Origin of the sequence: Lutibacter sp. HS1-25, assembly GCF_004121075.1 — a bacterium.
Taxonomy (GTDB): Bacteria; Bacteroidota; Bacteroidia; order Flavobacteriales; family Flavobacteriaceae; genus Lutibacter.
Genome location: NZ_RHLN01000007.1, coordinates 1 through 23928, shown reverse-complemented (window position 1 = coordinate 23928; position 23928 = coordinate 1). Strand labels below are relative to the sequence as shown.

The window sequence follows — 23928 nt, the reverse complement described above, 5'->3', positions numbered from 1 at the left end:
TAATTTATGCTTACATTTGAACTAATACAAACGACAAACATTCAACTAACGATTTGCTACAACCGAAAAATCTCCGATTTTCCAGTCGCACAAATCATATAAAATCACGTTGTGGTTTATATTACGATAGAAATTCACAAGAAAAATTGCAACTTGTCTAAAATTTTGAAAATTAATTATGAATCAATAAATTTAAACACTATGAAAAATTTGAAAATTATGAGAAAGAAAACATTTAAAAATTGTTTGAAATTAGGTTTAGTCTTTTTTTGTACTCTAATCTTTTTATCAAGTTGTCAAAATGAGGAACAAATACTTGAGGAACAAACCGCAGAAGAACAAATAAATGATTTTGAACAAACACTTCTTAAAAAAAACAAACTTAAAAATAACCAAGCTGTTATAGAAGCTGCTAAAAATTGGTTCAAACAAAATCCTAACGAAAATAATTTTACTGCTCTTGAACATTTAGAAGAAATTGATTGGAACAATGCCTTTGTTACTTTCAATAACAACACTTATGCTGTTGAAGTGCCTATATATTTTAAAAAAGATTTTAATCTAATTCCTTTGCAAAAAAAGAAAGGAAAAAATTATCTTAAAAAAGAAAAAACATTTAGTCGACTTTTATTTTTACCATCAAATAATAGTGAAAAACCTTTCAGTAGTTATCTTACTAATTTCTATCTTGATAATAGTAAAACTCTTGAAAAGTTATTTTCAAGTGTTAATTATTTTCACATCCATAATTCTTTCAAAGGAAAAATAGCAATAATAGATGCTAACAATAATCTTAAAGAATTTAAGGATACTGCAAAAAAAACAAAAAAACAACAATATTTGTCTAAGTTAGCTCCAATGGAAGTAACTTGTGTTTGGTGGGGTTGGTGGTATGAAGATGGCCATTTTGAAGAAATAAGTTTAGTTGGTTGTTCTTCTGGTAGCGACTATAACCCTGAAACTTATGGTGTTTATTCTAATTATGGAGGAGGTGGCAGTAGCGGAAACGGTAACCCAAAAGATAGTGAACCGCTTCCTCTTGAACCTGACCAAATTATTGATACAAATCTTACTGGAAAAGAAGGGTGTATTAACGACCTACTTGACGAAACAGGAAATTCATATATAAAAAACATATTGAATAAATTTGATGGGAAATCTGAATTTGACATTAAAATTGAATCTCAGGCAAGAGTCTATAATAAAAATGGCGATGAAGTTAACGGGCTTACAAAGTCTCCAATAGATAATGTAATAACTATTCAAATCAATTCATATCAGATGGAAACTAATAAAGCACTTGAAGTTGCAAGAACAATCTTACACGAATATATTCATGCTGATATGTATAGAAAGTTATTAACAGAAAATCCGACAAATGATGAATTAGACTTTAGAACAACATATGAAAAATTTGAATCAGATAATTTTGAAGCTTCTTTTCAACATGAAACTATGGCAGATTTATATGTCGGAGAAATGACAAATGCATTAAAGAATTTTCATGAAAACGCTTTAGTAGGTGATTATAACTGGCTTACCAATAATGGCACTAATCCGTTACCTAATAGTTTCTATGAAGCATTGGCGTGGCAAGGCTTAAAAGACCAAGGAGTAAAAGCTTATACTGACTTATCTGACAGCAAAAAAGAAGAATTAAAAAACAGTTTAGAATTTCATTACCCTACTATTACACCAAATTGTCCAAACAATTAATCATGAAAAATATATTTTATTTAACTTTTGTAATAATTCTATTGTCATTTAATTCCAAAGCTCAATCAATAGATAAAGACACACTCTTTTTTAAATTTGACAGGAATTATATATTGGGCGCAAAGGATGGTTCAGATGATTTCTTACTTGCTGATAGTAATTCTGACGGAACGTTTTATTTTGAAAGAAAAGAAACAACTTATAATTTAAAATCCAAAAAGGTAAAATGTTTGAAAAAATTCATACATAATTCAGAATTTTACAGAAAAAAAAATCATAGAAAGCTTAATGATTTCAGATTATATGAGTATTTTGAGAAATATGTTGTCTTTTTGGTTAACAAGAATGAATATATTCACGTAGAATCCAGATTTGAAATAGAATAATACAAACCACAACCACGTAAATAAAAAATAGCAGAATAAGTACAAGTTTTTTTAATTTGTACTTTTCTGCTACTTTGTAGTTTAAACGAAAATAGCAACAAATAAACCTGCGACTTTCCATATACAAACTCGTTGGCAGCAAGCAAAAGAATGAAACAAATTGCAATACTTATACTGATAGTGATAATACATACAAGCTCATTTGCTTGTGATTGTAAAGAAATAAAAAGAGACAGTGCGGTCATTGTTGGATTAAGAAATTCTGACATGGTTTTTACTGGTGAACTTATAAAAAGTGATTTTGAGAATAACACTTTTAGTTTTTCAATCTTTGAATTATTTAAAGGAGATTACAAAAGAGATACTATTTGGGGGAAAGCATTTTCTAACTGTTCTATATTTCCTACTGTCAAAGGGATTTGGATTGTTTACGCTGAAAAACTAAACGATACAACAATCGAATTAAATGGATGTTTGCGTTCTATGGCATTACAAAGAGCCGAGGGAATTATACCACCTCCGCCACCAGAATTTTCTGAAAATGATGAGCCAATTAATACTTTGAAATATCAATTGCAGAAATTAGAAAAGAGAACTGAAGGTATTGCAATTTGGTTCAATGATTATGAAAAACTAAAAAAAATCACAAAGAAAAATCATCATCAAGCCATTAAAGGAAAAGATAATGATAGCAAGAATGCATTTGAGATTAAAGATATTTTACTTGGATTTTTTATGTTGACCAATATAATTCTTCTGATAGTATTAATAAGAAAGAAGAAGAATGCCAGCTGCTAACACGCAATAAAAATGAACAAGAACAAACAAATAATATATTTAACAAGAATCCAAATAATATGAAAAAAATTTACATTATTCTTTTTTTAATAACATTTACGACTAATTCCTTTTCTCAAAATTTTTCAACAAAAAATGCTGGAAATTGTTTCAGTTTGGAAATCCCAAATTATATGGTTAAAACGTATGATTTGAATGATGTCGCAACATTACAATATAACAATACAGTAAAAGAAGCTTATGTAATTGTAATTGAAGACTCTAAGGATGAGTTAAATTCTTTAAGTATAATTTTTCAAAATCCTAAGGAATTTCTTGAAAATTTCACTAAAGATTATCAACTGGAAACAGAAAATAGAACAATCTCCGAAATAACAGAGTTTGAATCTAATGAAAATAAACATGCTCAGGTTGAATTGAGTTGGAGTACAGAAGATGGTAGTTTATATATGCTAATAACTACAGTAGAAACAAAAGAGCATTTTTATAAAATATTATGTTGGACTTTGCTAGAGTATAAAGATAATTTGAGGGATGATTATTTAATGATTTCAAAATCACTTACCGATTAAAAACTGCAACCAACACCCCATAAAATTTAAACTAATAGAAAATTTAAAATATTAAATAAACAATTTGCTACGGCTGAAAATTATCGTATTTTTAAAACGCACAAATCTTATAAAAGCCCGTTGTGCCCCATTGTGTAAGAGCCGACCGCACATTCAAGCACATTTGGTTTTGCCGACACTCAAAGCCAAAACAGAAAAACCAAAAGAGCTTGAATTTTGCCAACGCTAAACTGAATAAAATTGAATGACAGAAAGTTCCAAAATATTAGAAATACTGAACACATCACCAAGTGTTGAATTGCTGCGTTTAAAAAACAGAGAAATAATTATTGAGTTTTTGATAAGTACATTTTCAAGCGAACAAAGCTCAATTTCTTCTGAAAATATCCATAATCAATTAGCCGATTTCTTAGAATACAAGCAAGTTGAAAATGATGAAGACAGCGAAATAAGTGCCTTTGATACTTATGAAGAAAAAGCTAAAAAGTACATTCTAAATTGGACAAACAAAGGTTTCTTAACCAATTATCCTGATGAGCAAGGTGAAGTTTTCTATGAACTTTCTAATAATTCAAGTAAAACTATCGATTGGTTGTCAAGTTTGAAAAAGGAAGAATTTGTTGGTACAGAATCAAAGTTCAATAACATTTTAAATCAGCTAAAAGAGCTTGTAGAATTTACCAATGAAGATGCTGAAAAACGGATTGAGTTATTGAATGAAAAGAAATTAGAAATTGAACAACAAATTCAACGAATAAAAATTGGCGAAGATGTAAAAGTGTTCGAAGAATTTGAAATCGTTCCACGTTTCAACCAACTCAATCAATCGGCTAAAGAATTATTATCGGACTTTAAAGAAGTTGAAGATAATTTCAAAGAAATAACCAAGGGCATTTATCAAAAACACGCTGACGGGAGTTTAACAAAAAGCGATATACTGGAATTTACTTTTGATGCACTTAAAGCCTTGAAAGAAAGTCAACAAGGTAAAAGTTTTTACGCTTTTTGGTCGTTCATTTTAAATCCTGAATTGCAAAACAGATGGGAAAGTCTTACTAAAGAGTTGTACAAAACATTAGAGGAAAAATCAATTCCTGTAAACGACCCGTTCCTAAAAGGAATGAAAAAGCACCTTCATAGTTCAGGGCAAAAAGTATATAAAGCCAACGATAAAATGGCTGAAAAATTGAGCCGTATTATTCGTGAGAGTGAAAGCTCAAAATCAGAAGCAACTAAAAGAATAATTCAGGAAATAAAGAAACACCTTGTAGAAATTGGCAAAGCTAAAATAAGGAAAAAGCCTAACATTTCGTTTGAGTTGGAAACTGATATCGAAACCAACATTTTGTTCGAAAGAAAACTCACTTTTGAACAAAAAGAAGAAATCACTTACAAAGAGAAACCGCAAGTTGCAAACGAAGATATCACTTCTTCCAATCATTTGAGTAAGCTATTTTCTCAATCAAACATTGACAAAGAAATGCTTAGAAAAAGGATAAAAGATATTCTAAAAGAAAAATCTCAAACAACGCTTTTTGATGTGGTTGAAAATCATGGAGGACTTGAAAAAGGTTTACCTGAACTATTTGGATACATTGGTATTGTAAAAGAATTTAAACATTCTATCAATCTCGAAAAAACCCAGAATATAGTGTTTGATGTAGAAAATAAAAAGCAGATTAAAATACCCGAAATCATATTGACCAAATGAGTAATTTAGAACAAAATATAAATCCATACAGCAAGGCAATAGTAAAATTGCTCAAAGGAGTTGTTGAGCGTAACTCAAACGTGTGGGAAGATATAGTCTTTTATCAAAATGAAATTCAGGAATACATAAGCCAAGTTGGTTTAGAACTCATTTTAAAAAAAGATGATGGTTTTGCCTTTGTAAAACAATTTGAAGACGGTGAGGGAAAAACACTTGGTTTGGTAACAAGACGACAAATCGGATTTGAAACATCAATCGTGCTTATGGTTTTAAGACAAAGTTTAGAGGAATTTGATAGTAATCCAACACAGTTGGCTACAGAAAAATTTATAACCGATTCCGAAATTAAAGATGAATTGGAACTCTTTCTTCAACAGGGCTACAATAAGTTGAAATTTCAAAAAGATTTGGATAGCTACATTAAAAAGGCTGTAGAACTAGGCTATTTGAAAGAAATAAGCAAAAAAGAAAATGAAACGAAATATCAAATACATCGCATTATCAAAGAAAAAATAACACTGGATATATTACAGGATTTTAAAACAAAATTGCAGGAATATGTTGAGTCTGTTTAGTACAAGTTCTGACACAGCGGGTTTCAGACTTCAATATATGGAAGTTTTTAATTGGGGAACATTTGATAAAAAAGTGTTCAGAATAAATCCTCAAGGAAATAATTCATTATTGACCGGTGCTAATGCATCAGGTAAAAGCACTTATATTGATGCGTTACTTACATTGATAGTTCCTGCCAAAAGAGACCGCTTTTATAATCAGTCATCGGGTGTTGAGAAAAAAGGTGACCGAACTGAAGAAACATACGTGTTGGGACATTACGGAAATATACAGGAAGAAGGGAAAAGCTCTACTTCCACACAAAAACTCCGCGATACGAACACTTATTCAGTAATTCTTGCTCACTTTAAAAACACTGACCAAAAACAAATTACAATTTTCCAGGTGCGCTGGTTTTCAAACAATGAGATGAGAAGACAATTTGGAATTGCACACCTTCCGCTTGAAATAGAAAAAGATTTCGGTCAGTTTGATGCGAAGGGACTGTGGAAAAGGAGGCTGGATAAAAACTACAATGCAAACAGTACTAAAAAGAGAATAGAATTTATAGATGGACCATCAGCTTATGCTGAAAGAATGTCAACCCTATTTGGTATGCGTTCTGTGAAAGCTTTGAGCTTATTCAATCAGGTAGTAGGTGTGAAAGTTTTGGAAGACTTGGACGAGTTTATCAGAACTAATATGTTGGAGGAGCAAGATGCCGAAACGGAATTCATTCAACTAAAAGAAAGTTTTTTGACTTTAATGGATGCAAAAACCAACATTGAAAAAGCCAAAGAGCAAATTGCACAACTTGCTCCTATCAATGAAATTGCAATTCAACTGAACAAAATTAAAGAGAATTTGAAGCATTTAGAGCAATCAAAAGAAACGGCTGTTTATTGGTTTGCAATGAAAGGTGTTGAATTAGGAGAAAAGGAACTTAAAAAATGTAAAGCAGAAATAGTACTACTGAATGAGGAATTAAAGGAGTTAAGAAATAAAGAGGAAACATTAAAACAAGACGAAAGAAGAATTTCTATTTCTATTGAAAAAGATGAAGTTGGAAGTAAAATCAAGGATTTAGAAAAAGAGATACGGCAGCTTGAACGAAGTCGAGAATTAAGAAGTAGTAAACTTGACGATTACAACAAAATTGCTCAAAATATAGAATTGAGCACCAACCCAGGCGAAGAAACTTTTAAGATAAATAGAGAAAAAGCAAAAGAATTAAAACAAGCTACTCAATTAAAAATTGATGATGAAAATGAAAACCTTCGTGCATTAAAAAACCAAGCTGATGATTTTGAGACATCAACTAATGATTTAGTAAAAACCATTCAAACGCTTCAAAAGAACAAAAATAATATTGCAGGTCGCGAAGCCGAAATACGAGATGAACTCATTCATCACATTGGTGCGAGTAAAGAAGAAATTCCTTTTATTGGTGAACTTATCAAAGTAAAAGATGATGAATTGGCGTGGGAATCTTCTATTGAAAAAGTGCTTCACAATTTTGCTTTACGGTTAATTGTGCCACCAAAGTATTATTCAAAAGTAAATGAGTATGTAAACGGCAACAATTTACGAGGAAGAATCCGGTATGATAAATTCGAAGAACAAGCTTATCTCAAAAATTTACGCTACAAGAATGTCAACGAAAAATCTTTAATCAACAAAATTGAAATAAAGCCAAAAACACAATATGAGGAATGGATTGAGAACTATTTAGAAGTACAGTTTCAATTCATTTGCGTGGATAATCTTTCTGAGTTTGAACGCTATTCTGAAATGGCAATTACTCAAAACGGTTTAATAAAATTCAGGAAAGGGAAGCACGAAAAAGATGACCGCCCACATATTTCAAGAAAAGAAAACTATGTTTTAGGTTGGGATAACAAAGAAAAAATTGCAGTATTAAAGAAAGAATTAACAAATCTACAAAATCAACAAACCGAAAATAAGAAAGCTATTTCAAATAAAAATACCGAGATAAAAAATTTAGGCACATTTAAAGATGAATGCCATAATTTGTTCTCAAAGTATGAGAAATATGATGATATAGACTGGCAAACCTACGCTAACCAAATACAGGAAAAAACAGAGCAGAAAGATGATTTAGAAAAAACCAATGACCGAGTAAAAAAGTTGCAAGAGCAGCTAGAAAAAGTTCAGGCAAATTTAAAACAACTTTCAGAAGTTGATATTGAGAATAAAGTTATTGAGAAAGGTAAAAAGCAAACAGAAATTGACTCCGTCACTAAAACTGTAAATAGCAACAAAGCTGTTTTCGAGCCTTTGGGGCATATCGATGTTTCCGAATTTGAAAAACAAAATCAAGATTTGCTAAGTATGGAATACGCATACTTTGAAACAAGTCGCAAAAAATTTCAAGACGAAAATGCAAAAGAAACAGAAGAACTTGAAGGACAAAAACAGAAGAACGAAGACGAAGTGAAAATTAAAATCAATGCTTTTAAACGTCCTACTGAAATAATTACAAACAAGTTTAAAGATTGGCGTTCTGATGTAAATTCATTACCCGATTCAACAAATTTAGAATTTATTAATGAGTATCAGAAGTTATTGGAAAGATTAGAAAAAGATAATCTTCCAAAATTTGAGAAAAAATTCAACGACTATCTCCAAGAAACTATTACTAATAAGGTGGGTAATTTTAGAATGTTTTTTGAAAACTGGTCAGATTCCATCAAAGAAAATATTAAACACCTGAATGATTCATTAAAAGATATTGATTTCAAAAACAATCCCAAAACTTATATTCAACTGGTTGCACCCAACAAAATTAATGATGAAGTAAAAGAATTTAGGAATCTACTTCACGCTGCCATTCCAAACATCAGGGAAGTTGATTCTTCCATTGATGGGAGGAAAAATCATTTTTATAATCACATTGAACCATTGATTTCAAAATTAGACAAAGAAGAATGGCGTAAAAAAGTTATGGACGTCCGTTTGTGGTTTAGCTACAAAGCAGAAGAATTTTACAAGGAAACCAATGCCAAATTCAAAACTTATGAAAATATGGGACAACTATCGGGTGGTGAAAAAGCACAACTTACATACACCATTTTAGGTTCGGCTATAGCCTATCAATTTGGTTTAACATAGGAAGCTTTGCAAACTAATTCGTTTCGCTTTATTGCTATCGACGAAGCTTTTAAAGCGCAAGACGAAGATAAGGCTCGCTATCTAATTACACTTTGCAAACAGCTTCATTTACAATTGTTAGTTGTTACTCCAAGTGACAATATTCATATTGTGGAAAATGATATTTCGTTCGTGCATTTTGTAGAGCGAAAAGAAGAAAGACACTCTTGGCTATATGATATGCCTATTGAGCAATTTAAAGAAGAAAAAACAAATTACTTGACTCAATGATTACACCACAAGAAATAAAGAAAAAAGCCGAAAAAAAATATATTTTCTTTCTTCAATCGTTGGTTATAAATAACACTTACGAGAAACTTGTGATTAGAGGAGATAAAAAATACACAAAATCATCATTACCTGAATTTGAAAAAGAAATACAGTTAATTATAAGCCAATCCAAAGAGAAAAAAGGATTTGGTTACACCCTAGATTTTCAACAAGTAAAAACAAAACATTTAGGCACACAAGATTTACCAACTTCCATTTATTTTGATACAGAAAAAGATTTTCTGAAGTTTTTAGGCAAGGAAATCGAAGTTAAATTATTCAATGAAAGTATTATAAAAATCACTAAAGTATTTCCTGAATTAAAAGAATGGATAATTAATAACCCTATTAAGGTTATTCAAAACACAGTTGAATGGGGAAGTATTTTAAAAGTATGTCTATATTTCAAACAAAATCCTAAGCCAAATTTATACATAAGAGAACTGCCAATAAATGTTCATACTAAATTTATTGAGCGGAATCAAAGTGTTATTAAGGATTTGCTCGACATCTTAATCTCAGAATATAACAACAAGGAAGAAAAGCAATTTGAAAAAAGATTTAATCTGAAATATGCAGAACCACAAATACGGTTTGAAATTCTTGACAAGGAAGTTAGTCAAAAATTCTTTTCGGGAATTGATGATATTTCTATTCCTATGAGCGAATTTGAGACACTTGATTTGCCAATTGAAAGGGTAATCGTTTTTGAAAATAAAACAACTTTTTATACTGCATTGACTCTTCCCAAAATGGATAAAGCGATAGCTCTGTTCGGAAGTGGTTTCAGTGTTTCAAATCTCAAGAATGTATATTGGTTTAAACATAAAGAATTACTTTACTGGGGAGATATTGACGTACAAGGTTTTGAAATCCTATCACAATTCCGTAGTTATTTCCCTCAAACAAAAAGCATTTTAATGGACAAACCTACATTTGACAAATTCTTTGAAAACGATAGCGGAACACCGACAAACATTTCCGTACAACTTAATCTGACTGACGAAGAACAACAACTTTATGACATTTTAAAAACAAATAACTGGCGACTGGAACAAGAAAAAATTCCGTTTGACTATGTTAATAAATATTTTGAAAATGAATAATTCAACCCTTCACAGCCACATACATTGCCAAGTCGCGCGAAAAACCAACCGCACAAACCAAAACTTGTCAAAGAGTGTGTCTAACCCAATCCACGGACAAAGAATAAACAACTAAGGCACAACACCGGTAGCCGTTGCACAAGACCTTAAAACATAAATATCCTATTTCATAAGCTCCTTTTTAAGGGGCTTATTTTTTAAAGCAACAGCAAACTCTTCTCAATTTCGAATCGCTTAAAAAGGTTTATTTGAAGGCCTATAAAGCCCTCTAATTTTAAAATAAAATGATGCACCTGTTTTGCAACACCTTTTACAGTTTTTGAAATGAATTTTAAGTGCTTTTTCAGATTATAAGCCATTTTGACAGATGTATAACTACTCAACAACAAACAAAACGCCTGGCTTTTTAAGCTAGGTGTTTTGTTTTTTATGAAACAATCGTTTTACAATCAAAGTTTAAAATTGTAGTGAGGAATTAATGTCAATAAATTCCCTGCAGACTGGAAACGATATAGAAAAGCTGCAGGACCAAAAAGCAACGAACAAATGGCAAATTATGCAGATACTTTAATTGCTTTTTGGGATGGAAAAAGTAAAGGAACTAAAAATATGATTGTCTTAGCAAAACAAAATAACTTGAAAGTAATAATTATTGATGTTTAATAATTGCCTAAAAATAAAAAAATGATTTTACAATACGGTTTCCCATAATCTCAATTCAATTTAGTATCATACATTTGAATGTATCAAATCAATACAAAGCATATTTAAATTCATTATAAATTAACCTTAAACATATTTTTTAAACGCAATTTTATTAAATTAGTACATTCAAAAAATTGCACAATCAAAAATAATAGAACATATATATAATGCTTTATCTAGGAAGTTTGACTGGATAAAAATACTTAATATAAGTATATAAAAAAGTTATATGCCATTTTCATAAAATTTTACGATATGAAAGAAAATAAACTAAATACTCTAATTGAAAATTATCATAAAAGTTAAAAAAAATCATCAATAGAGACTCATCGTAGAAGGTATTCCGCAGAAATATTTAGTGAGATTGATAATTTTTTTATTAAAAATGGATTACATGAATTTGATATTCAACTTCTAACATTGGAAAGTTTAAATTTCATTAACGAAAGGCCGATTAATATAAATTTTAAAAAACAATCTTTTGAACATTCTACTAAAAGTAAAATTTTTGATTTTGTAAAAGAGTATAGTCCTGAAAAAATACATAAACTTATTATTTCAAAGACAAAAAATGAAACAGTAGATCTGAAAAAAATTATTTATTTAACAGAAATAGAACTACAAAATCTACTTAATATCAGTAACGAAGATTTTAAAAAATATACTGTTATAAATACTTCATTTGTGAAACTTAAAAAAAGAATATTTCTTAAATTAATTGAGTATTATAAACTTGAGGAAAATTCAATTTTCCATTTCCTCAATGACATAAATCCTAATTATAAAAATATAGAGAAAAACTTTAAGTTAATTGAAAAAGAATTATCCGAAAGCGAAATTAATGCATATTATTTTTTGAATAGTATAATAGATGAAAAACCAATTAAACAAAAACTTAAAATGATAATCTAAACGGTATATAACACCTCATAAATTTTATGCTTACATTTAAACTAAATAACGAACCGACAAACATTCAACAAACGATTTGCTACGGCAGAAAAATCTCCGATTTTCCAGTCACACAAATCTTTTAAAAGCCAGTTGGGCTTAATTAAAAAAATGCGAGGGTTTGTTTAAAATACAAGATGATCAATCCTTTTTGGGAATATTTCCTCATTAGTCTAAGTTCAATATTTAAATAGAAAAAGAAAGAAGTAAATTCAACATTAATCAGAATTAAAACAGCAAAAAAATATTTAGTAAACGAACTAATTATTAACCTAATACTTCAATGCAATTCGCCATTTTGTTAATTTTATTATTTATATTGGTTAAGTATTTAAAATAAGAAAAGATATTACTATTATGCTTGAACATAGAATCAACATCTTAACCCAAAAATGTTTTTTTCATTTGCCCTCCCTTATCTTATTGGTTGCAGTATTTATAAATTTCAACATAGGGTATTCTCAAACTAATTCAAAAACAGAAAGTTTACTTAGTGTTCTAAAAACTAAAACAATTGATTCCGATAAAGCGGAAATTTATGCTGAATTGTGTTGGGAAAACCGGTATAATGATTTTAAGGTAGCATTAAACTATGGTAACAAAGCCATTGAAATATATTCAAAGCAAAAAAATATTGCTGGTCAGTGTAAAGTTTTAAATTTTTTAGGCGTATCAAAAAAGCAACACGGAGATTATTCGGCTGCTTTGGATTACCATTTTAAGGTGCTTGACATGAATATTGAACCCGACAACATTGAGATTGCATATGCTTATAATAACATTGGAGAAATTTATCGACTACTGGGGAAAAATGAAGAAGCAATAGAGTATGCTAATAAAGCATTAAAAATTAATGAATTAATTCATAACGAGGCTGGTATGTCTTATAATCTGATTTTGATAGGCTCAGTTTTGGGAAGCGAAGAAAAATGGGATGAAGCATTAATTAAATTCAAAAGTGCCTTACAACTTCGGGTAAACAATGGAAACCCTGAAAGGCTATCTATAATGAATTATCATATTGGTAATTATTTTTTAAAACTAAATCAGCCAGATAGTGCACTAGTCTACTACCAACAGTCAATTGATGGCTTTAAGAAAAGCAATGGAACTGATATGTCGCAAATTGTTTATGGGAAGTATTACGCTGCAACAAAACAACTTCAATTAGCAGAACACAATTTAAAGAGTGCGATTGAAACCTTAAACGGCAAACCAAGCGAAATATTACTTGAGTTATATGAAACCTTAAGCTTAGTGTATTTTGAACAGAATGATTTCAAAAACGCATATCTACTACAATTAGAATCTACCCAATTAAAAGATAGTTTATTTAAAATAGATAATACCCGAAAAATTACTCAGCTTGAAAAAGATTTAGAATTTAAAATTGAAAGAGTTAAGTATGAAGCAGATATTGTCAAGCAAAAACGGGTTACTTATGGTTTAATTATTATACTATTACTTTTTGTAGGATTTGCATATATAATATATAAAAGTCTTAGGTTTCAGAAAAGAACCAACCAAAAATTACATGAGTTAAACCAGGAAATTGTAAACGGAAAGTTAGCCCTGGAGCATGCGAATAAGGAGTTGGAACTATCAAATGCAACAAAGGATAAGTTTTTTTCAATTATTGCCCACGACCTGAAAAGTCCGTTTAATAGCATCATGGGTTTTAGTGAAATTCTTAAAGGCAATATTGAAACTAACCATCCGGAGGAGATAAAAAAATATGCCAACATTATTTATAATAGTGCTGCTGGTACATTGACGCTACTAGAAAATCTTCTTGATTGGGCAAGGATTCAAAGCAGTAAAATAAATTTTGAGCCGACAAAAATCAACCTTTGTAAAACAGTCAATGAAACTATTAACTTGATTGGTGAAACAGCGAACAAAAAAAAGGTGAAGTTAATAAACAAAGTCTCTAGCAATATTTTTGTGAAAGGCGATGAAAACATGGTATCTACAATAGTAAGGAATTTGATTGTTAATGCAATAAAATATTCATTTCCTGAAGGTAACGTAATCATATCTGCTAAGTCGAATGTGAATAAAATTGAAATTTCAATTATTGATAATGGAGTTGGTATGGATGAGGAAATGGTTCAAAATCTTTTTGTATTAAACTCTGGCACTTCCACTCTGGGAACAAATAATGAAAAAGGTACCGGATTAGGATTGATTCTTTGTAAAGAATTTATTCAAATGCATAATGAAAAAATGTTTATTGAAAGTGAAACCGGTAAAGGAAGTACCTTTCGCTTTACACTACCAGAAATAAATGGTGGTTAGTAAAACTGTTGTTAATATTTTGTATAAGTAATGGCAGGGAAAGAACTAAATTTCAAGGTCTGTAACCCGGCTCAAACTGCGAATCGGTTTGACAGGAAATTACCACGCAATCTGCCACAACTCATATAATTTACAGTTAACTAAAATAGCTTGATAGAAAAATGGAAAAAATTAATGTAAGTTCTTGGAATGATGGAAAACACGATACAAGAGGAAATGGTTATGGAATTCGAGTTGGAAAAAAAATAGATATTTATTTGAGAATATAACCAAATTTGAATTATCAATTGAGGGAAAAAATTCTTTTAACGTTTCATTGTCTCCTGGGTTTTGGAGAAATTGTCCAGAGTTTAGAAATTCAAATATTGGAAAGTGGATGCACGAAAATAATTTTGCTCCTTGGAGAAAGGGGGAAAACCCAAAATTTATTTTAACCAAGATAAGTGCAAATTTTTTTAGATTAGATAGAATCTAAACTTTATGGTGCAGTCTATATTGCTTGGCATTTTTTGTTTATTGTAAAACAATAAAAACTTTCGAGGTACTGTTTTCAAATGCTGTTGGCTAAGGGTGCTAATATTAATAACTATCATTTCCATAAAAAAAGTTTAATAAACAGCTTTTATAAAGACATAGTTTGTCTGTTTGAAAATTAAATTTGTGAATAAAAATAACCTATGTCAAAAAAGGAATATATAAATCGTTATTTATTGCTTGTTAAACGAGTAGAAAGAGGAGATTATCCATCATATCAAAACCTTGTTGATTATGTAAATGAGAATGCTTATTTATTGCCAGATAATAATTTGCAAGTAGGTTTTTCACAAAGAACTTTAAATCGCGATATTAATGATATTAGGGAGGTTTTTGGGGTAGATATTTTACACTCAAGTAAAGAGAAAGGATATTTTATTGTCAATGAAGATTATAGCAGACCTAACTTCATAGAAATGTTAGAGACATTTGAAGTTTTAAAGCTTTCTCAATTTCAAAATAAGATAAAAGATGTCGTCTTTTTTGAGCAAAAACAAAGTAAAGGTACTGAATATTTAAAGCCCATTATTTATGCGATCACACATAGAAAAAAAATAAAAATACGATATGAGAAATATTGGGAAGGAGCAACAAAGGTGAAATTATTAGAACCTTATGCCTTAAAAGAAATTCAAAATAGATGGTATTTAATAGCTAAAAATAACAAGAATTATATAGCTCCTTATGCACTAGATAGAATTAAGGAAATTAGCATTGAAAAATCAGCTGATTATATTTTACCTGATAATTTTGATGTTTCTGAATTGTATCAATACAATTATGGAATATCTATAGATAATGATTTAAAACCAGAAAAAGTAATTTTGACAACAGACACTATTCAAGCAAAATATTTAGAGAGTTTACCAATTCATAGTTCTCAAAAAATTATTGAAGAAACTGATAGCAACGTTGTATTTCAGTTGGATTTGAAATTAGGAGACGAGTTAGTTTACAAGTTACTTTCTTATGGAGATAGAATTACCATTAAACAACCAGTAGAATTAATTAATATGATAATAGAAAAATTAAAAATTTTAAATAAAAGATATGAATATTAAAGATATCTCGAACTTACTAGAAGAATTTAGGGAAATAGATGTGACCAAAGATGTTCCTTACAGTATTTTAAATACATTATATACAGAAGTACCTCAAAAAGAATTAGCTCATAGCAACATTTTAGCTAGCTTTTTAAATCCAGCAGAAAATCATGGCCATGAAAGTTTATTTCTAAAACAATTCTTAATCGATATTGGTTTAGATGATGTATGTAAATTTGAAGAATTCAAAAATATTAATGTTTATACTGAACGAAGAATTAAAGTATCAGATGAAGCGAATTCTCGTCCAATAGATATTTTGATTACTTGGGATTGCGAGTTTGAAGAAAAGTCAAGTGCAATTATAATAGAAAATAAGCTGAATTATGCTCCAGATCAACCAGGTCAATTAATAGATTATTACAAAGGTATTAAAAGGGAAGGGTATAATGTGAAGAAGGTTGTTTATATACATATTGACAAAAATATTAAAAAAACTTTGAATGTAATAGATGTTGTTAATTACAATGTACAAAACCTAATTAAAAGTTTAGAAAAATGCAACACCAATACCTCTCATTCTCACATAACGGAGTATATCAATTTATTAAAAAATAATATTCATAATTATAAGTATATGGAAACAGCCTTAAAGATTCAAAGTAGTCTAATAAATAAACCAGAAGACTTTAAAAAACTTGTTGAGTTGTCTAAAATTGTAAATAGTAAAGAGTGGCACGAAGCTAAATTTGAGATTTTTTTAGATGATTTTCATAACTATTTTGCAGATAGTCTTAAACAAGATAAATTGAAATTAAGTGAAGTGAAGAGGGCTACTCAATTTAATGCTTATTACAGAGATATAGAGTTTGAGAATGAAAAATATTGGATTAATCTTTGGTCTAACGATGAGTCAGTGAAATTATATATATGCTGTTTTGAAGAAAACAAAAAAGATTTTGAGAAAATTCATTCCAATTTTGAAGACCTCAAAATTGAATATGAAAGCAATTGGGGTAGTTGGAGATATTATTTGATTGAAGATGGTTCTTCTGATTTAGATGTGTTAAAAAAAATAATCGAAAAAATATTACCAGCTTAATTTAAGTTTATTAAGGAGCAAAGACACCCTTTGTCTTTCAGCTATTTAATTTTGTCCTATAATTAAAATTAGAACGATGAAATTAAAAAGCAAATGTTTTATAGGTTTAGGCGGAGCTGGCAGAAATGCGTTAGTTTCTTTCATAGAAAAAGAGGAAAATGCTGAATTCTTTTTGTTTGACACAGAAAGTACATGTGAAGATGATTTGATATTAGAATACGAGGGGAAGTATTCTGAACAAATAGTAGATCTTGAAAATCTAGATGCTATTACGAATCAATTTTCTAAAGACAAAAGTTATGTGTTGTTAGCATCATTATCATACTCTGAGTTTAGAAAAAAAGCAAGTACAGCTTTGGTAAAGCACATTGCTTCGTATTTTTCTAAAAACAACTATGATTTTAAAATAGTTTTAACTACTCCTGTAATTTTTGAATACAATGCAGAGCACCATTTAATAATTAATGAAATTAAATTAGAAATTGAAAGTTTGGGAGATACAATAATTGTTAATTTAGATGAATATCTGAAAAAATACGGAGATTTTGGTCTTAGTTATTTTGCCAAATTTCATTACATCGCTTGGAAACATAACATCAACAAGTTCAAATCTAATTAAACAATCTAATGTTAAAAAAAACAGGGTTAAAATATTCTATAGAGAAGTTTAACCTAAAATGACTGGCTAAAAATAGCTAGGCATTTTATTTACTACGAAACAATGGTTTTACAATCAAAGTTTAAAATTGTGGTGAGAAATTATTGTCACAAAATTCACTGCAGACTGGAAACGATTTGGCAAAGCAGCAGGACTAAAACGCAACCAACAAATGGCAAATTATACAGATGCGTTAGTCGCTTTTTGGGATGGAAAAAGTAAAGGGACTTTGAATGTGATAAACCTAGCGGAACAAAATAACTTGAAAGTGAAAATTATTGATGTTTAAGAATTGCCTAACAATAAAAAAATGAGTTCACAATACGGTTTCCCGTAATATCAATTCAATTTTGTATCATACATTTGAATGTGACAAATGAAAACAAAGTATATTTAAATTCATTATAAATTAACCTTAAACATATTTTATGAACTCTTTTTAGTTAAATTAGTACATTCAAAAAATTGCACAATCAGAAATAATAAAACAGATACAAAATACTTTATCTAGGAAATTTGACTTGATAAACATAATTAGTATAAGGATATATTAAAGTTAGCCACAAATTTGAAAAGACAACCAATGAGCAAGGAAATATCATTATTCTCTGACTATCACACAAAAGAAAACTCTCTGACAAACCATTGTGGTTTGATTTTGAAATTACTTTATGAAGAAAATCCAACGAGTTTTGAAGAAGCAATTTCATCATTGACTTCGACAAATTTTATAATCAATCCGACTTTCGAGCAACAAGTAAGAAAAGAAACAAGCATACCTGATTTAGTAATTGAACAAAAATCATTTTCAATATTCTTTGAAACCAAAAGAACTGACTGGTTCTATTCTGATCAGATAAATCGTCATTTAGATGGATTTAAGAAAAACGTTGATTATAATATCTTGTTTTTACTTTCAAACTTTGAGATTGACAATCCTGAAGAGAAATATCAAAAACAAATTGAAATAGCTAAATCACTTGACATTATTTTAGTACCTATTTCGTTTGAAGATTTTGTAGAAACATTAGAAACTGTTGACTCATCTGATGTTTTTAAAAAATTTCTTGTTGAATTTAGAGCATATCTTGATAGGAATAATTACTTCCCTTCATGGAAATATTTATTGGAAGTTGTTAACTGTGCTTCGACTATACGCGAAGTTCATAACCAAAATGTATTTATGTGTCCAAATACAGGTGGAGTTTATAGTCATCGAAGAGCAAAGTATTTTGGAGGGTATAAATGGAAAAATGTAAAATTCATACATGAAATCAAGGCAGTTGTTGTTATTGAGAAAAGCTATGAGAATGAATATTTACAATGGAATAACTCAAATTATTCTGAAAGCGAACTAATCCAAGAAGCAAAACAAAAAATTTCACTTTGGGATTATCGCAGAGAAGAAATTAAGGATAATGGTATTCAAGTGTTTTTATTGGAAAATCCACATGAAGTAAATTTCAAAAAGACTTCAAAAGGAGGTTTGTATGGTAATAAAAAATACTTCTGGGATTTTGCAAAAGAACTAAATGCATCTAATTCAGCGGAATTGGCAAACGAAATTGTTAAAAGAAATTTATCGTGGAAATAACAAATTACTAACCCTCTAAAATTTAGATTATGAACATTCTTAAAATTGTAAAAGGAAAAGTAGAAATCAGAAAAGACAATGGTTCTTTATTGCGCACAATTGGAAACGGGGTTGCTGTTGCAGCTGATTTTAATAATGACCAATCACTTATTGCTATTACAACTATGAAAGGTAAAGTAGAAATCAGAAAAGATAACGGTTCATTAGTTCGGACTATTGGGAATGGCGATGCAACTGGAGCAAGATGGAATGGTTCTGATATTGCAATAAGTACAACCAAAGGGAAAACTGAATTGCGAAAAGAAAACGGTTCTTTAATAAGGATTATTTGATTGAATATAAAAAATCTGTGGCTAACACGCGGTATAAAAAAATGCTGTGACATTGGTTAATCAAGGGTTATAGCCCGCTTCAACTTTTGTGTAACTTGACAGGGAATCGCCCCAATCGGCAACTTTTCATAACGCCTCCGTTGAATGCAATGCAAAAAAAAATTGTACACAACGACATACATTTACATAGTAAAAAAAATAATTTACAAATAGCAGAAATAGGGATAAGCTGAAAACCGAATTAGAGTAGGTAAATTAAAAAAAATACAATTATGGCAATTTCAGACGTACAAATTAAAGGTAGTTATTACTATATCTATGATGAAAACGGAAAGAAAATTTCTTCTCTGTCAACAACAAATGGAGAGTTGTTAGACTTTGGAACAGATTTCTTAATTCTTGAAAAAGGCAGTTATTATTATACATATAATGATGATGCTAAAAAAATAAATTCACTTTCAACAACGAATGGTGAGTTTAGGAATGCTTCTGGCAATTCATTTAATCTCAAAAAAGGTAGTTACATTTATACATATGATAGAAATTGTAAAAAAACAGGTTCAAGGATAGCATAAAATATGAATACAAGTATTATAGACATACCAAGAAAGGCAAAAGAAAAAGATAATTTTGGTATAGCACCATTTGAAAATGGATTAAAACGATTTATTGAAAATTCTTCTACGCCAATAACAATAGCACTACAAGGAGAATGGGGCAGCGGAAAGACATCATTAATGAATCTTCTGCAAGAGAATTTATGTGATAATGAAAATCAACAAAAACCCTTTAACTCTATTTGGTTAAATACGTGGGAATATGCACTAATGAAAGATGCTCATTCAACATTGGTGTCAATTATATATCAATTAATAAAAGAGGTTACAAGTCTGTCGCAAGCAGATAGTACAAAATCCGAAAAACTTTTTAAAACTTTTGCTAAATTTAGTAGTAAAGTCGCTTTAGCAACTTCAAAAGTAATTGCTGAAAAAGCATTGAATGGTAGCGGAGAAATTATTGATGCCGCATTTAACTCTGATAGTAATAATTCTGTATCCGAAATTCGTAAACAATTAGAAGATATAATTAAATGGTACAAAACTAAAGTTAATAATAAAGGTTTTATTTTCTTTATTGACGATTTAGATAGAATTGACCCACCAGTTGCAGTCGAGTTGTTGGAATTATTGAAGAATATTTTCACATTAAAGAACTGTATTTTTGTTTTGGCGATTGATTATGATGTAGTTGTAAAAGGTTTAGAACCTAAGTTCGGTATATTATCAGATAAAAACGAACGGGAATTTAGGTCGTTTTTTGATAAAATAATTCAAGTTCCTTTTTCAATGCCTGTATCAAGTTATAAGGTAAACGACTTTCTAAAAGAAAGTTTAAGGAATATTGAATATATAACTACAGCACAAGCTTCAAATGACGTTTTAATAACAAAGCTATCAACTATTGCCAATTTATCCGTTGGTTCAAATCCAAGGTCTATAAAAAGGCTTTTAAATTCACTTTCACTAATTAAGTGCATTAACGATGCAAAAGAAGATGATGATTTAAAACTTGAAACTGACACAGATTTATTGCTAAATTTTTTCCTTGTTAGCTTGCAAATTGCTTATCCTAAAATTTATAATATCCTTGTTGAAAATAATGACTTTACAGCTTGGAATGAGACCATTGCTTTAAACTACAATTTGAAACCTTTAGATGAAAATTCCCAAAACAAACTTAATCAAATGGAAGAATTTGATGAAGAATGGGAAAAAATATTATTCAGATTGTGTGAAACAGATTATTATTTAAAACAAAAAGCGTTAAGTCTATCGTTATTGTTAAATATGATTAAAGAAATTGTTGAAAATTCTTTTAGTACTGACGATGAGGATAAAGAGGATTTAGAACATTATATAAACAGAATAATTTCATTATCTGCAATCACTAATTTGAAGGCAAATGACAATAATAGTATTAATTTTCACAAGCCTACTCTATTAAAAAATGCACGAAATAAAATATTGGCTAGACTAAAAGAGGTAATGCCAAACTATGCCAATCAAATTAAACCAATAGGGAAACGTGTTCAAGTAAATGCACCAATTAGAATAGATGAAAAAACAAGTTTTAATTTAAGTTGTGGTTCAGTAGATGGTAAAATCAAATTAGATATTTGGACTAATTTGTGGTATTTCCCTCAAAATTATCCTACAATTAAAGAGACATTTAAAGATAAAAATTTGTTGAATGATTTAGAAATTTTAGAAAAAGAATACAATGGTTTAGTAACAAAATTTATGTTAGGCTCATCAATTTACAAGTTTGCCAAATTATTAGACAAAGAACACACAAACAAAGATGGTTTTCAAGGACATTTAGTTTTATCCGTTAGATTAGATAATGTAAATTCCTTTTACGAAAATAGTGTGATAAATAAAATTTGTGAAGCAGTTCAAATAATGCACGATTACCGAACAAAAGTATTGTTCTTAACAAACAAAATAATTAATAATGAATAGAAATTATTGGCTTTTCAGAGTTTCAGAAAAATGGGGAAAAAGAATAGATTTTTGTAAAGAAAATAATCTTATATATTGTGGTTGGAATATTGGTTTAAGTTCAAAAACACCAAAAGAAGTTTTAATAGAAAATCCTTGGGCATCGCGAATGGCAATTAAATTTTGTCATATTCAAGAAGGTGATGTAATCATTATGCCTAATTATGGAGGTATTGCCATTGGTATTGCAAAAAAGAAGCAATTAAGAGAAGATTTGGATTGGAAAGATACCTTAAATGTAAATTGGCTTACAAAATGGTATCCAAGAAAAGATTTAAGTTCTAAATTTCAATCAAGATTAAAATTTAGAGGAACTTTTTTAAATTTAGCTGACTTAAAGTCTGATATTGAAACACTAATAAGTTCAGATTTTGTATCTCTCAGTGAAAGTTTCAATCAAAAAATTGAATTAGAAAGAGAAGAAAATATAAAAACGATAGCTGAACACTTAAATAAAAGAGCAGACATATATTTTCAAGATGTTGAATTTGAAAAATTTATTTTAGAACTTTTTAAAATCAATTACAATGGATTTGAGGGTTTTAAAAACGACCAAAGACAAGAAGCTATTGACGGTAAAGATTTGAGTTTAACATACGCAATTGACGAATTAGATTTGTTTTTAGAGTTAAACATACAAGTAAAACAACATACAAATAAAGCATCTTTTGGCGGAGTTTTTCAAATAAACAAAAGTGTGAATGATGATAAAAATACTTTAAGCCGTAATATATTAGTAACGAGCGGAACAGTTGATGATGATTTTAAGAAAAAAGCACTTGAAACAAATGTATATGTTTACGGCCCAGAAGATATTGCGAAAATGATTTTAGATAATTATTCAGATATAAGCGAAAAATATTTACAGAAACTAAACATTATTAACAGATTAACGATAATTGAACAGTAAAGCACTGCATACAACAATGGTAGCCGTTGCACAAGACCTTAAAACACAAATATCCTATTTCATAAGCTCCTTTTTAAGGGGCTTATTTTTTAAAGCAATAGCAAACTCTTCTCAATTTCGAATCGCTTAAAAAGGTTTATTTGAAGGCCTACAAAGCCCTCTAATGTTAAAATAAAATGATGCACCTGTTTTGCATCACTTTTTACAGTTTTTGAAATGAATTTTAAGTACTTTTTCAGATTATAAGCCATTGCTGACAGATGCATTACCTTATTTGCTTGCTGTATACCAATTGTATTTATTTTCCTAAGTCCCATAAACTGAGTAAGGGTGCCAAATACAGGCTCAACAGTGCTTTGCCGTTTACCTTTCATATAACTTCCTCTTTTGCTGTTTACCCTTGTATTGTTACGCTCATATTCTTCTTTGTAATAAGTGATGGTAATCCGTTTTTCTTGACTCTTTTTTAAACAAGTACTACGTATAGGGCAATCAATACATAGGTATTTAGATGCTCGATACTCTTTCTTTTTATTATTGTTTTCTCCTTCATAAAAAACCTTTGTAAATGGAATCGTTTTATTTTGGGGGCAGATAAAACAATCTTCTTGTTTATTGTAGGTAAAGCCTTCTGGACCGCCTTTATAGGTTCCGTGAGGTGGTATAAAACTTTCCAATCCTTCTGCTTCTAGAAAGGCATAATTCTCTCCGCTGCTATAACCTGTGTCAGCTATACAGTTTCTCCAAAGTAATCCTTGTTTGTGTAGTCGCTTTTTTAAACGTGTACTAATATCTTGTAAATACTGATTATCTCGTTTGTCGGCGTGATAGGCTCTAATATCTGTGATTACGTGATGAGCTGTATCAACACTCAACTGGCTCATGTAATTAAGTTTTCTTGCCTTGCCTGGTTTTACACTGATACGTGCATCTGGGTCGGTGGGACTGTAATGTG

At 29.6% G+C, this 23928-nt stretch carries 20 protein-coding genes; 19 read left to right on the top strand and 1 reads right to left on the bottom strand.

The features are described from left to right. Window positions 1-219: 219 nt before the first annotated feature. From EC396_RS04280 to EC396_RS04190, 19 genes are all read left to right on the top strand, one after another. The gene (locus EC396_RS04280; protein WP_129365470.1) at window positions 220-1716 is read left to right on the top strand and encodes a hypothetical protein; all 1497 of its coding nucleotides are present in this window, start codon (window positions 220-222) and stop codon (window positions 1714-1716) included. Between the two features lie 2 nt (window positions 1717-1718). Continuing rightward, window positions 1719-2102 carry a hypothetical protein gene (locus tag EC396_RS04275; RefSeq protein ID WP_129365469.1) on the top strand — a complete coding sequence of 128 codons (384 nt, stop codon included), beginning with the start codon at window positions 1719-1721 and terminating at the stop codon, window positions 2100-2102. 150 nt (window positions 2103-2252) lie between these two features. Beyond that, the gene (locus EC396_RS04270; protein WP_129365468.1) at window positions 2253-2900 is read left to right on the top strand and encodes a hypothetical protein; all 648 of its coding nucleotides are present in this window, start codon (window positions 2253-2255) and stop codon (window positions 2898-2900) included. A 59-nt stretch (window positions 2901-2959) separates the two neighbouring features. Next, window positions 2960-3472, top strand: coding sequence for a hypothetical protein (locus tag EC396_RS04265; protein ID WP_129365467.1), 513 nt, complete (start codon window positions 2960-2962; stop codon window positions 3470-3472). A 244-nt stretch (window positions 3473-3716) separates the two neighbouring features. Further along, window positions 3717-5183 (top strand): DUF3375 domain-containing protein, encoded by a 1467-nt coding sequence (locus tag EC396_RS04260; protein ID WP_129365466.1) that lies wholly within the window; start codon window positions 3717-3719, stop codon window positions 5181-5183. Beyond that, window positions 5180-5758 carry a DUF4194 domain-containing protein gene (locus tag EC396_RS04255; RefSeq protein WP_129365465.1) on the top strand — a complete coding sequence of 193 codons (579 nt, stop codon included), beginning with the start codon at window positions 5180-5182 and terminating at the stop codon, window positions 5756-5758. Before EC396_RS04260 ends, EC396_RS04255 begins: the two co-directional genes overlap by 4 nt. A gap of 37 nt (window positions 5759-5795) precedes the next feature. Next, window positions 5796-8870, top strand: coding sequence for an ATP-binding protein (locus EC396_RS04250; RefSeq protein ID WP_240665630.1), 3075 nt, complete (start codon window positions 5796-5798; stop codon window positions 8868-8870). A gap of 6 nt (window positions 8871-8876) precedes the next feature. Next, on the top strand, window positions 8877-9140 hold the full coding sequence (locus tag EC396_RS18060) for a hypothetical protein (protein ID WP_240665629.1): 264 nt from the start codon (window positions 8877-8879) through the stop codon (window positions 9138-9140). Further along, entirely contained in the window at window positions 9137-10285 is a 1149-nt protein-coding gene (locus EC396_RS04245; RefSeq protein ID WP_129365464.1) for a Wadjet anti-phage system protein JetD domain-containing protein, read from the top strand. Before EC396_RS18060 ends, EC396_RS04245 begins: the two co-directional genes overlap by 4 nt. 1125 nt (window positions 10286-11410) lie before the next feature. After that, a complete protein-coding gene (locus tag EC396_RS04235) occupies window positions 11411-11902 on the top strand; it encodes a hypothetical protein (RefSeq protein ID WP_129365463.1) in 492 nt (163 codons plus the stop codon). Between the two features lie 396 nt (window positions 11903-12298). Next, complete coding sequence (locus EC396_RS04230; protein ID WP_129365462.1) at window positions 12299-14239, top strand: tetratricopeptide repeat-containing sensor histidine kinase; 1941 nt, start codon at window positions 12299-12301, stop codon at window positions 14237-14239. Window positions 14240-14916: 677 nt separating this feature from the next. Beyond that, on the top strand, window positions 14917-15834 hold the full coding sequence (locus EC396_RS04225) for a YafY family protein (RefSeq protein WP_129365461.1): 918 nt from the start codon (window positions 14917-14919) through the stop codon (window positions 15832-15834). Next, window positions 15824-16918, top strand: a complete 1095-nt coding sequence (locus EC396_RS04220) for a PD-(D/E)XK nuclease family protein (protein WP_129365460.1) — start codon at window positions 15824-15826, stop codon at window positions 16916-16918. The genes EC396_RS04225 and EC396_RS04220 overlap by 11 nt, the downstream gene beginning before the upstream one ends. Before the next feature lie 76 nt (window positions 16919-16994). Beyond that, window positions 16995-17537 (top strand): hypothetical protein, encoded by a 543-nt coding sequence (locus tag EC396_RS04215; protein ID WP_129365459.1) that lies wholly within the window; start codon window positions 16995-16997, stop codon window positions 17535-17537. Window positions 17538-18159: 622 nt separating this feature from the next. Further along, window positions 18160-19170, top strand: a complete 1011-nt coding sequence (locus EC396_RS04210) for a hypothetical protein (RefSeq protein WP_129365458.1) — start codon at window positions 18160-18162, stop codon at window positions 19168-19170. A 29-nt stretch (window positions 19171-19199) separates the two neighbouring features. Next, on the top strand, window positions 19200-19502 hold the full coding sequence (locus tag EC396_RS04205; protein WP_129365457.1) for a hypothetical protein: 303 nt from the start codon (window positions 19200-19202) through the stop codon (window positions 19500-19502). 272 nt (window positions 19503-19774) lie between these two features. Beyond that, on the top strand, window positions 19775-20077 hold the full coding sequence (locus EC396_RS04200; RefSeq protein ID WP_129365456.1) for a hypothetical protein: 303 nt from the start codon (window positions 19775-19777) through the stop codon (window positions 20075-20077). A gap of 3 nt (window positions 20078-20080) precedes the next feature. Further along, window positions 20081-22024 carry a P-loop NTPase fold protein gene (locus EC396_RS04195; protein ID WP_129365455.1) on the top strand — a complete coding sequence of 648 codons (1944 nt, stop codon included), beginning with the start codon at window positions 20081-20083 and terminating at the stop codon, window positions 22022-22024. Further along, window positions 22017-22973, top strand: coding sequence for a hypothetical protein (locus EC396_RS04190; protein WP_129365454.1), 957 nt, complete (start codon window positions 22017-22019; stop codon window positions 22971-22973). Before EC396_RS04195 ends, EC396_RS04190 begins: the two co-directional genes overlap by 8 nt. 89 nt (window positions 22974-23062) lie before the next feature. Here EC396_RS04190 and EC396_RS04185 read toward each other — a convergent pair. Further along, on the bottom strand, window positions 23063-23928 hold an 866-nt coding region (locus tag EC396_RS04185), incomplete at its 5' end, for a transposase (protein ID WP_240665628.1).

Excerpts from the sequence above, each read along its gene's own strand:
- EC396_RS04260 (WP_129365466.1), top strand. The coding sequence starts at position 3,717 with ATGACAGAAAGTTCCAAAATATTAGAAATACTGAACACATCACCAAGT.
- EC396_RS04200 (WP_129365456.1), top strand. The coding sequence starts at position 19,775 with ATGGCAATTTCAGACGTACAAATTAAAGGTAGTTATTACTATATCTAT.
- EC396_RS04195 (WP_129365455.1), top strand. The coding sequence starts at position 20,081 with ATGAATACAAGTATTATAGACATACCAAGAAAGGCAAAAGAAAAAGAT.
- EC396_RS04210 (WP_129365458.1), top strand. The coding sequence starts at position 18,160 with ATGAGCAAGGAAATATCATTATTCTCTGACTATCACACAAAAGAAAAC.
- EC396_RS04225 (WP_129365461.1), top strand. The coding sequence starts at position 14,917 with ATGTCAAAAAAGGAATATATAAATCGTTATTTATTGCTTGTTAAACGA.
- EC396_RS04275 (WP_129365469.1), top strand. The coding sequence starts at position 1,719 with ATGAAAAATATATTTTATTTAACTTTTGTAATAATTCTATTGTCATTT.
- EC396_RS04215 (WP_129365459.1), top strand. The coding sequence starts at position 16,995 with ATGAAATTAAAAAGCAAATGTTTTATAGGTTTAGGCGGAGCTGGCAGA.
- EC396_RS04270 (WP_129365468.1), top strand. The coding sequence starts at position 2,253 with ATGAAACAAATTGCAATACTTATACTGATAGTGATAATACATACAAGC.
- EC396_RS04205 (WP_129365457.1), top strand. The coding sequence starts at position 19,200 with ATGAACATTCTTAAAATTGTAAAAGGAAAAGTAGAAATCAGAAAAGAC.
- EC396_RS04280 (WP_129365470.1), top strand. The coding sequence starts at position 220 with ATGAGAAAGAAAACATTTAAAAATTGTTTGAAATTAGGTTTAGTCTTT.
- EC396_RS04245 (WP_129365464.1), top strand. The coding sequence starts at position 9,137 with ATGATTACACCACAAGAAATAAAGAAAAAAGCCGAAAAAAAATATATT.
- EC396_RS04250 (WP_240665630.1), top strand. The coding sequence starts at position 5,796 with ATGGAAGTTTTTAATTGGGGAACATTTGATAAAAAAGTGTTCAGAATA.
- EC396_RS04230 (WP_129365462.1), top strand. The coding sequence starts at position 12,299 with ATGCTTGAACATAGAATCAACATCTTAACCCAAAAATGTTTTTTTCAT.
- EC396_RS04220 (WP_129365460.1), top strand. The coding sequence starts at position 15,824 with ATGAATATTAAAGATATCTCGAACTTACTAGAAGAATTTAGGGAAATA.
- EC396_RS04190 (WP_129365454.1), top strand. The coding sequence starts at position 22,017 with ATGAATAGAAATTATTGGCTTTTCAGAGTTTCAGAAAAATGGGGAAAA.
- EC396_RS04255 (WP_129365465.1), top strand. The coding sequence starts at position 5,180 with ATGAGTAATTTAGAACAAAATATAAATCCATACAGCAAGGCAATAGTA.
- EC396_RS04265 (WP_129365467.1), top strand. The coding sequence starts at position 2,960 with ATGAAAAAAATTTACATTATTCTTTTTTTAATAACATTTACGACTAAT.